Genomic DNA, 9,308 nt, shown 5'->3' with positions numbered 1-9,308 from the left:
CTCGCCGACACCGCGCGCGGCCTGCACGCCGGCGCGACCGCGCAGATCTGGCTGATGAGCTCGATCAGCCTGGGCCTGTCCGCGGCGCTGCTCGCCGCCGGCGGCCTCGCCGACGACCACGGCCGCAAGCGGACGTTCGTGATCGGCGCGGCGGCGCTCGCCGCCTCCAGCGTGGCGTGCGCGCTCGCCCCGAACGCGCCGGTGTTCGTCGCGGGCCGGATCGCGCAGGGCGCCGCCAGTGCCGCGCTGCTGGTCACCGGGCTCGGCATCATCGGCGCCTCGTTCGGGCAGGGGCCGCGCCGGGCGCGGGCCACCGGCATGTGGGGCGCGATGGTCGGCCTCGGCATCGCGCTCGGCCCGATCGGCGCCGCCGGGCTGACCGTGCTCGGCGGCTGGCGGCTCTGGTACTGGGCGACGGTCGCGGCGTCCGTCCTGCTCGCCGCCGCGGCGGCCCGCGCGCTGGAGGAGTCCCGGGCCGAGCGGCCGCGCGGCGTGGACGTCCCCGGCCTCGCCACGATGAGCCTCGGCGTCGCGGCGCTGACCGCGGCGATCACCTGGGGCCGCACCGGCTGGACGGCGCCGGGCGTCCTCGCGCTGTTCGCCGCGGCGGCCGTCCTGCTCGCCGCGTTCGTGCTGGTCGAGGCGCGCCGCCGGGAACCGCTGGTCGACCTGGCGCTGTTCCGGCGGCCCGCGTTCCTGCTGTCGGTGACGGGCGCGCTCGCCACCGGGCTCTCCGTGATCGGCATCATGACCTACCTGGCGACGATGATGACCCTGGTCATGGGGCTGTCACCGGTCGAGGCGGCGCTCGTCCTCGCGATCTGGTCCACGCTGTCGTTCGCCGTCGCGATGCAGGCGCACCGGCTCCCGGCGCGGCTGCCCGTCCGGCGCCTGCTGGCCGCCGGGTTCGCGCTCGGCGCCGCCGGCGAGCTCGCGATGGCCGGCCTCGCCCCGGACGGGCACTGGTGGCGCCTCGCCCCCGGCCTCGCCGTCGCCGGCGTCGCGAGCGGCCTCACCAACGCGATGCTCGCCCGGCTGGCCGTGGAGAGCGTCCCCGCGGACCGGGCCAGCATGGGCGCCGGCGCCAACAACACCGCCCGCTACATCGGGGCGTCGCTGGGCGTCGCGATCGTCGGGGCCGTCGCGACCGGCTCCGGGCACGGCCCCGCCGCCCTGGCGCACGGCACCAACACCGCCCTGGTCGTCTCCGCGGTCGCCGGGCTCGCCTACGCCGCCCTCGCCCTGGTCATCCGCGACCGCCGCGCCCCCGCCTAAGCCAGTTCCTCGATGAAGGCAGCGAGCTGGGTCAGGTTGCGGCACTCGAACATCGGCACCAGCTCGCCGTAGCGGGACGCGGCGGAGTCGCCGGTGTCCCACCGGCCGCGCGGCTCGGGGTTCAGCCAGTACGCGTGCCGGGCCCGGTCCACCAGCGACTCCAGGACCGGCAGCGACAGCTCCCCGTAGTTGGAGCGCGCGTCACCGAGGATCAGCAGCGCCGTCTTGGACGTGACGGCGTCGCCGTACCGCTCGTCGAACACCTTGATGGCGTGGCCGTAGTTGGACCGGCCGGTGATCCAGACGAGGTCGGCCTCGGCGGCGAGGCGGGCCATCGCGTCCACGACGTCGCTGCCCGGCGCGAAGTACTTGGTGATCTCGTCGGTGGTGTCGATGAACGCGAACGCGCGGACCTTGCTGAACTGCTCCCGCAGCGCGAACGTCAGCAGCAGCGTGAAGTGCGCGAACGCCGACACCGAGTCGCTGGCGTCGCACAGCACCACCAGCTCGGGCCGGTGCGGGCGCGGCGGCCGGTGGTGGGTGGTGAGCGGCACTCCCCCGCTGGCCAGGGACGCGCGGACCGTCCGGCGGAAGTCCAGCCGCCCGCGCCGGCCGTGCCGCTGCCGCTGCACCAGCCGGGCCGCGAGCCGGCGCGCCAGCGGATGCACCTCGCGGCGCAGCGCCGCCATCTCGGCGCGGCTCGCACCGGCGAAGTCGAGCCGCTCCAGCGGCGGCCGGACGGTGATCCGGGCGGTCCGCTCGACGCCGGTGTCCTCGGCGATGCGGCGGCGCACCTCCGCGCCGACGAGGTCCTGGAACCGGGCGATGCGGTCGCGGAACGTCCGGCGCGCGACCCGCTCGGCCATCCCGCCGCGCTCCTGCCCGCCGAGGACGGCGTTCAGCAGCCGCGCCATCAGCGTGTCCGGCGACAGCGCGTTCAGGACGCCGGAGGAGAACCACGACTCCTGCCCCGGCGTCCGCCCGTACTCGGCGACGGCCGACCGGGCGAACTGCCGCAGGCCCGCGTCGTCGCCGGACAGCAGCAGCTCCGCCAGCTCGTCCCGGCGCGCCCGCACCCGCGGGTCGAGCGCGGGCGGGACGGGCCGCCCGTCGTCGTTCAGCGTCCGCCCCGGGGGCTCCGGCGGCGCCGCCGCGCCGTCCCCGACCGCCGCCGGGAACCACAGGTCGAAGAGCGTGTCGAACGTCGGGCGGTGCTGCGGCCGCTTGACGACCGTCGCGGCGTAGGCGGCGCGCAGCGACTCCCGGTCGAGCAGGTCGATCGCCTGCATGGCGCGGACCGCGTCCAGGCCCTCGGCGACCGACACCGGCAGCCCGGCCCGGCGCAGCTCCGCGACGAACCCCGTGTGCCGGTCGACGAGCGATGCCATGTCAGCCCCGCAGCCCCAGTTCCGTCGCGGCGCGCCGCTGGTCGGAGACGTGCTTGAGGACGACGCCGAGGGTCCGCGCGACGGCGGCCTCGTCCAGTTCGTCCAGGCCGAGGGCGAGCAGCGTGCGCGCCCAGTCGACGGTCTCGGCGATGGACGGCGCCTTCTTGATCTCCAGGTCGCGCAGCGTCCCGACCGTGCGGACGAGCTGCTCGGCCAGCTCCGCCTCGATCCCCGGCACCTGCGCGAGCACGATCTCGCGCTCCCGCTCCGCCGACGGGTAGTCCAGGTGCAGGTAGAGGCAGCGGCGCTTGAGCGCCTCCGACAGCTCCCGCGCCGCGTTGGAGGTGATGAGCACGAACGGGCGGCGCACCGCGCCGACCGTGCCGAGCTCGGGGATCGTCACCTGGAAGTCCGACAGGACCTCCAGCAGCATGCCCTCCACCTCGACGTCGGCCTTGTCGGCCTCGTCGATCAGCAGGACGGTCGGGCCGGTGCGCCGGATCGCCGCTAGTAGCGGCCGCTCCAGCAGGAACTCCTCGGAGAAGATGTCGTCGTGGGTCTGCTGCCAGCCCCGGTCGGCGGGCGACGCCTGGATGGCGAGGAGCTGCTTCTTGTAGTTGAACTCGTACAGCGCGCGGGCCTCGTCCAGCCCCTCGTAGCACTGCAGCCGGATCAGCTCCGCGCCGGTCGAGGCCGCGACGACCTTCGCCAGCTCGGTCTTGCCGACCCCTGCGGGGCCTTCGACGAGCAGCGGCTTGCCGAGCGCCTGCGCGAGGTACACGGTGGTGGCGATCGCCTCGTCCGCGAGGTAGCCGGCCTCGGCCAGCCTCGCCTCGACGTCCGCGGGCGAGGAGAACATCGCGTCGGTCATCCCTTGCCCTTCTTCGCGACGGCCTTCTTGTACTTCTGGTTGGTCCCGGCGAAGACGAGCGTGGACCTGCTCTCCAGCGTGACGCCCCAGTACGAGGCGATCTGCGGGTCGCCGCCCTGCCACGAGAACCGGAACTTGCCGTCCCCCTCGGGGATGGCGGCGCCGCTCCACAGCTTCTGCCCGCCCCGCATCCACACACCGTTGCCGTCCGCCGTGAACTGGAAGTAGTCCTCGGCCGTGCCGACCCAGCGTCCGACGAGCGGCTTGACGTCGGACGGCTTCACCGCCGGCAGCGGCGCCAGCGTCGTGGCCGCCGCGGATGGGCCGCCCGCAGCCGCCCCCTTCTCCCCGCCTCCGCCGCAGCCGCCCAGCGCGAGCGCGGCGGCACTGACGGCACAGACGGCGAGGACGCTCCGACGCGTCACGCGGACCTCCGGGGGGTCTGGGGCGAAAGCGGCAGTGTAATGCGGTTGCTACCTGGGGGGTACCGGCCGGTTCGTCCCACGGGGGGACGCGGCTCCGCCGCCCGCCCGTCTATAACCGGGACATGACGTCCCCACGACTGCCGCGCGAGGACCTCACCGCGGCGATGGCGGCCCGGCGCGAGCTCGGGCCCGACTACGACGAGGCGTTCCTGGAGACGGTCGTCGACCGCATCGAGGAGGCCTTCGACGCGCGCACCGCCGCCGCGCCGCGGCCCCGGACCCGTCCGGCCCCGGAGCCGCGGCGCGGCGGCGAGCGCGATCACAGCCTGGCCATGGCGGTGCTGTCGCTGCTCGCCGCCATCCCGCTGAGCGCGATCGGCGTCGTCAACGCCGGCCTGCCCGGCCTGATCTTCGCCATCGCCGGCGTCGTGCTGGTGAACGTCACCTACACCTTCCGTCCGCGCCGGTAGCGGCGCTACTTGCCGGGCTCGGCGTCGCGCGGCAGCCCGAGGATGCGCTCGCCGATGATGTTGAGCTGCACCTCGGTCGTCCCGCCGTAGATGGTCATCGCGCGGCTGAACAGCATGGCGCGCCCCACGATGCCGCTCTCGGCCATCGGGACCTCGGTCGTGGCGGCCGTGCCCTGCGCCGCCCAGCAGTAGTCGGCGACGTCCTGGTTGAACTGGACGCCGAGGAGCTTGCGGACGCTGGCCTCCGCGCCCGGCTCCACGCCGTTCAGCTGCTTGAGCGTGGTGCGCAGGCCGAGCAGGTCGATCGACTGGCCCTGCGCGACGAGCTTGCCGACCTCGGCCGCGCCGACGGCGTCCGGCTCCCGGTTCGCGAAGAACCGCAGCAGCTCGGGCACGCCCATGCCGAGCCCGCCGCCGGTCGACAGCGACACCCGCTCGTTGGACAGGGTGTTGCGCGCGACCTGCCAGCCCTGGTTCACCTCGCCGACGACCTGCTCGTCCGGGACGAACACGCCGTCCAGGAACACCTCGTTGAACAGCGCGTCGCCGGTCAGCTCGCGCAGCGGCCGGACGTCCACGCCCTCCGCCTTCATGTCGACGAGGAAGTAGGTGATGCCGTCGTGCTTCGGCGCGTCGACGTCGGTGCGGGCGATGCAGAAGCCCCACTGGGCGTGCTGGGCGAGCGACGTCCAGATCTTCTGCCCGGTGAGCTTCCAGCCGCCCTCGACCCGCTCGGCCTTCATCGACAGCGACGCGAGGTCGGAGCCCGCGCCCGGCTCGGAGAACAGCTGGCACCAGACGATCTTGCCCTGCAGCGTCGGGCGCAGGAAGCGCTCCTTCTGCGCGTCCGACCCGTAGCGGACGAGGGACGGCACCAGCCACGCGCCGATCCCGAGGTTCGGGGCCTTGACCTTGGCGGCCTTCAGCTCCTGCTGGATGAGGATCTGCTCGACCGGCCCGGCCTCCCGGCCCCACGGCTTGGGGAAGTGCGGGACGGTCCAGCCCTCGTCGCCCATCCGGGCGGCCAGCGCGTCCTTGTCCTCGATCGCGGCCAGTTCGGCGATCTCGGCGCGGACCCGCTCGCGCAGCGGCTGCGCGTCCTCGTCGAGCTCCAGCACGACCTCGCGGCGGCCGCCGGCGAGGGCGAGCTCGGCGACCTTGGCGGCCCAGTCCTTGGACGGGCCGAGCAGCGCCCGGAGGGTGAGGGCCCGGCGCAGGTAGATGTGCGCGTCGTGCTCCCAGGTGAACCCGATGCCGCCGAGGATCTGGATGGCGTCGCGGGCGGTCTGCACGCCGGCGTCGAGCGCGATCACCGCGGAGACGGCGGCGGCGAACCCGGCTTCCTCGGTGCCCTCGTCCAGCGCGCGGGCGGCGTCCCAGGCGGCGGCGCGGGCCTGCTCCAGCGCGATCAGGCTGCGGGCGGCCTTGTGCTTGACGCCCTGGAACTGCCCGATCGGGCGGCCGAACTGCTCGCGGACCTTGGCGTACTCGGCGGCGGTCTCCACCAGCCACCCGGCGAGCCCGGCCGCCTCCGCGCCGAACAGCGCGGCGGCGAGGTCGGCGACCCGGCCGGCGGTGAGGCCGTCCAGGACGCGGTCGGCGGCGACGGCCACCCCGGACGCCTCGACGGCGGCGACGCGGCGGACCCGGTCCAGGCTCGCGACCGGGGTGACGGCGAGGTCGGCGGCGTCCACCGCGACCCACTGCTCGCCGTCGTCGGCCGCGACCGGCAGGACGACGATGTCGGCGAGCGCGGCGCCGAGCACCGTGCCGGACGTGCCGGACACGACCAGGGAGCCGTCCTCGCGGCGGCCGGTCAGCGCGCCGTCCAGCGCGACCGCGGCCGTCTTGGACCCGTCGGCGAGCGCGGGCAGCAGCTCCGCGCGCAGCTTGGCGTTGCTGGACGCGTCGATGACGGCGCTGGCGAGGACGGTCGGCAGGAACGGGCCGGGCGCGGCGGCGCGGCCCAGTTCCTCCAGCACGACCGACAGCTCCAGCAGGCCGTAGCCCTGCCCGCCGTGCTCCTCGTCCAGGTGCAGGCCCAGCAGGCCCTGCTCCGCCAGGGCGGGCCAGAAGCCCGGCCTGGTCTCCTCGTCGGCGTCCAGCACGGCCCGGACGGCCGTCGCCGGGATGTTGCGCTCGGCGAAGCCGCGCACCGATTCGGCGAGCGCCTCGTGCTCCTCGGTCAGCCCGATGGCCATGCGTCAACCCTCTCTCAGACCCTTTTGACCGAGATTCTAGAACAGGATTCGGATCAGTGGGAGGAGAGGCGGGTCTCAGCTCTCGCGTGTCGCGGCGGCGTCCCGCTCCGCCGCGCCGGCCTCCGCGGGCGCGCCCTCGACGGCCTTGCCGGACTTGCCGCCGCCGACCGCGAGGCTCGCCACGGTGGTGGCGGTGAGCGTCCCGGCGATCACCGCGAGGGACAGCCAGATCGGGATCTCCGGCGCCCAGGCGACACCGTACTCGTGCAGCGCGTGGAAGATCAGCTTGACCCCGATGAAGCCGAGGATGAACGCCAGCCCGTGCGCGAGGTAGACGAGCCGGTCGGTGAGCCCGCCGAGCAGGAAGTACAGCTGGACGAGGCCCATCAGCGCGAACGCGTTGGCGGTGAACACCAGGTACGGCTCGGTGGTCAGCCCGAAGATCGCCGGGATCGAGTCGAGCGCGAACAGCACGTCGGTGGAGCCGATCGCGATCATGACGATGGCCATCGGGGTCAGCAGCCGGCGCCCGCCCTGCTTGGTCGTGAACCTGCTGCCGTCGTACTCGTCGGAGGTCGGGATGACGCGCTTGGCCCACCGCAGCAGGGCGTTCTCGTTGACCTCGTCCTCGTCGTCGCCGCGCACCAGCCCGATCGCGGTCCAGATGAGGAACGCGCCGAAGAGGAAGAACACCCAGGTGAAGGTGGAGATCGCGGCGGCGCCGACCGCGATGAACAGGCCGCGCAGCAGCAGCGCGATCACGATGCCCGCCATCAGCACGGTGTGCTGCGCCTGCTTCGGCACCGCGAACCGGGCGAGGATCACCATGAAGACGAACAGGTTGTCGACGCTGAGGCTCTTCTCGGTGACGAACCCGCCGAAGTACTCGCCGGCGTACCGGCCGCCGGCGAAGAGCCAGACGCCGACGCCGAACGCCACCGCGAGGCCGATGTAGATCGTGGACCAGAACGCGGCCCTGCGGGTGGTGAACTCCCGCGTGTCGTTGCGGTGGATCAGGAACAGGTCGGTGGCGATGACGGCGAGGATGCCTGCGATGGTGAGGCCCCACACCAGCGGGGACACGGACAACGTGAACACCTCCAGCGGACACGAACGAGCGCTGGAGGTCTCTCCCGCCCTGAAGAGAATGCGGGCCGCGGAACCCGGGCCGGCATGGGCCGACCGTACTGACGAGAACCGCGCGCGGGGATACTCCCCTCCACTTGCCTACTTGAACGCGGGCCGCGGCGGGGCGGTTCCCGGTCCGGCGGTCTTTTTCCGAGCCCGTTCCGAACCCTGTCCCCGGTTCGGGCGTCTAACGCCCGGCGGCCAGCTCCCGGTAGACCCCGGCGAGCTGCTCGACGGCGTCGTCCTCGCCCGGCAGCGCCGCCGCGCGCTCGGCGGCCGCCGAGCCCAGCCGCGCCGCGAGCGACGGGTCGTCCAGCACCCGGCTCACCGCGCGCTCCAGCGCCTCCGGGTCGCCCGGCGGCACCAGCAGCGCCGCCCTGCTCTCCGGCCCCTGCAGCAGCGACCCCCCGGCGGGCCGCGGCTCGGCGCCCACCATGCCGGGGATGCCGCCGACCCGGGTCGCGACGAGCGGCCGCCCGGCCCGCAGGATCTCCTGGACGATCAGCGGCTGCCCCTCCCACACGCTCGGCAGCACCGCCACGTCGCACGCGGCCAGCAGCCCGGGGACGTCGGAGCGGTGGCCGAGCAGCCGGACGGGCAGGTCCTCCGCCTCGATCCGGGCGCGCAGCTCGCCGGCCAGCGGGCCGTCCCCGGCGATCGCGACCAGCGGCCGCGGGGTTCGGGCCGCCCAGACAGCGGCGGCGTCCAGCAGCGTCGGCAGGCCCTTCTGCGCGGCGAGCCGCCCCACCGTCAGGATCAGCGGCCGGTCCCCCACGCCCAGCTCGGCGCGCAGGTCGGCGCGCGCGGCCGGGCCCGGCTGCGCCGTCGGCGCCGGGGCGGGCACGATCGCGTGCCCCACCGACCGGGCGCCGAGCGCGCGCATCCGCTCCTCCAGGTCGGGCGAGACGCCGAGGACGCGGGCGGCGCCGCGCGCGACGACGCGCTCCAGCGCCCCGTAGATCGCGGCGGTCCGGCCACCCGTGATGACCGCGTTGTGCAGGGTGACGACCAGCGGCGGCCCGCCCCGGGAGAACCGCAGCGGGCCCGGCGCGACCCGCGCGCCCGCCGCCACCGCGAGCGCCCCCGCCCGCAGCCCGTGCGCGTGCACGACGTCGGCGCCGCGCAGCAGCGACCGCAGCCGCGCCACCGCCCGCGCGTCGTGCACCGGGCGCGGCCGGTCGGCGAGGTCGACCTCGGCGAACCGGGCCCCGGCGGCGCCGAACCCGAACTGCTCCTCGGTCCGCGCGGGCCCGCACACCAGCACCCGGGCGCCGCGGCCGGCGATGCCCGCCGCCACCGACCGGACGTGCCGCCCGACGCCGCCCGCGCTCGTGCCGAGGACGAGCGCGACGCGCAGGCCCTCCAGGTCCCGGCCGTCAGCCATGGCGTGTCACCTTCCGGGTGAGGACGGCGCGCAGGTCGCGGCCGTCGATCATGAATGCGAGCAGCAGGAACACCGCGCCCGCGACCAGCGCGGCGAGGGCCCCCGTCCCGACGTTGCGCAGCTCGCCGGCCGCGCCGGTGCCGCCGGGGCCGAGCAGCGCCGCGAC

8 protein-coding genes are annotated in these 9,308 nt (G+C 74.9%); 2 read left to right on the top strand and 6 right to left on the bottom strand.

Annotated elements, in window-relative coordinates; genetic code table 11:
• Positions 1 to 1,275 (top strand): MFS transporter (locus tag AB0K34_RS45055; RefSeq protein WP_364554653.1); only part of this gene is annotated, 1,275 nt, incomplete at its 5' end.
• Here the strand turns inward: AB0K34_RS45055 and AB0K34_RS45050 are convergent.
• The 3 genes from AB0K34_RS45050 to AB0K34_RS45040 are packed head-to-tail and all read right to left on the bottom strand — an operon-like array spanning position 1,272 to position 3,959.
• Entirely contained in the window at positions 1,272 to 2,663 is a 1,392-nt protein-coding gene (locus AB0K34_RS45050) for a VWA domain-containing protein (protein WP_138639894.1), read from the bottom strand. The two genes, AB0K34_RS45055 and AB0K34_RS45050, sit on opposite strands and share 4 nt — an antisense overlap.
• A 1-nt stretch (position 2,664) precedes the next feature.
• Positions 2,665 to 3,534 carry a MoxR family ATPase gene (locus AB0K34_RS45045; RefSeq protein WP_138639893.1) on the bottom strand — a complete coding sequence of 290 codons (870 nt, stop codon included), beginning with the start codon at positions 3,532 to 3,534 and terminating at the stop codon, positions 2,665 to 2,667.
• On the bottom strand, positions 3,531 to 3,959 hold the full coding sequence (locus AB0K34_RS45040; protein WP_138639892.1) for a hypothetical protein: 429 nt from the start codon (positions 3,957 to 3,959) through the stop codon (positions 3,531 to 3,533). The genes AB0K34_RS45045 and AB0K34_RS45040 overlap by 4 nt, the downstream gene beginning before the upstream one ends.
• Before the next feature lie 122 nt (positions 3,960 to 4,081).
• On the opposite strand from AB0K34_RS45040, the gene AB0K34_RS45035 reads away from it, so the two are divergent.
• Positions 4,082 to 4,429: a hypothetical protein gene (locus tag AB0K34_RS45035; protein ID WP_138639891.1), complete on the top strand. Its 348-nt coding sequence runs from the start codon at positions 4,082 to 4,084 to the stop codon at positions 4,427 to 4,429.
• A gap of 5 nt (positions 4,430 to 4,434) precedes the next feature.
• On the opposite strand, the gene AB0K34_RS45030 is transcribed toward AB0K34_RS45035, so the two are convergent.
• The 3 genes from AB0K34_RS45030 to AB0K34_RS45020 all read right to left on the bottom strand — a co-directional run bounded on the left by AB0K34_RS45030 (position 4,435) and on the right by AB0K34_RS45020 (position 9,142).
• A complete protein-coding gene (locus AB0K34_RS45030; protein WP_364554650.1) occupies positions 4,435 to 6,630 on the bottom strand; it encodes an acyl-CoA dehydrogenase in 2,196 nt (731 codons plus the stop codon).
• A 75-nt stretch (positions 6,631 to 6,705) separates the two neighbouring features.
• Positions 6,706 to 7,713 carry a TerC family protein gene (locus tag AB0K34_RS45025; RefSeq protein WP_364554655.1) on the bottom strand — a complete coding sequence of 336 codons (1,008 nt, stop codon included), beginning with the start codon at positions 7,711 to 7,713 and terminating at the stop codon, positions 6,706 to 6,708.
• 232 nt (positions 7,714 to 7,945) lie between these two features.
• Positions 7,946 to 9,142 carry a glycosyltransferase family 4 protein gene (locus tag AB0K34_RS45020; protein ID WP_364554648.1) on the bottom strand — a complete coding sequence of 399 codons (1,197 nt, stop codon included), beginning with the start codon at positions 9,140 to 9,142 and terminating at the stop codon, positions 7,946 to 7,948.
• Between the last annotated feature and the right edge of the window lie 166 nt (positions 9,143 to 9,308).

The sequence above is a fragment of the Actinomadura sp. NPDC049382 genome (genome assembly GCF_040677125.1).
Lineage (GTDB): Bacteria > Actinomycetota > Actinomycetes > Streptosporangiales > Streptosporangiaceae > Spirillospora > Spirillospora geliboluensis.
Note: the sequence above shows the minus strand (reverse complement) of the source record. Positions and strands in the feature narration are given on the sequence as shown.

Excerpts from the sequence above, each read along its gene's own strand:
- AB0K34_RS45045 (WP_138639893.1), bottom strand. The coding sequence starts at position 3,534 with ATGACCGACGCGATGTTCTCCTCGCCCGCGGACGTCGAGGCGAGGCTG.
- AB0K34_RS45020 (WP_364554648.1), bottom strand. The coding sequence starts at position 9,142 with ATGGCTGACGGCCGGGACCTGGAGGGCCTGCGCGTCGCGCTCGTCCTC.
- AB0K34_RS45030 (WP_364554650.1), bottom strand. The coding sequence starts at position 6,630 with ATGGCCATCGGGCTGACCGAGGAGCACGAGGCGCTCGCCGAATCGGTG.
- AB0K34_RS45050 (WP_138639894.1), bottom strand. The coding sequence starts at position 2,663 with ATGGCATCGCTCGTCGACCGGCACACGGGGTTCGTCGCGGAGCTGCGC.
- AB0K34_RS45035 (WP_138639891.1), top strand. The coding sequence starts at position 4,082 with ATGACGTCCCCACGACTGCCGCGCGAGGACCTCACCGCGGCGATGGCG.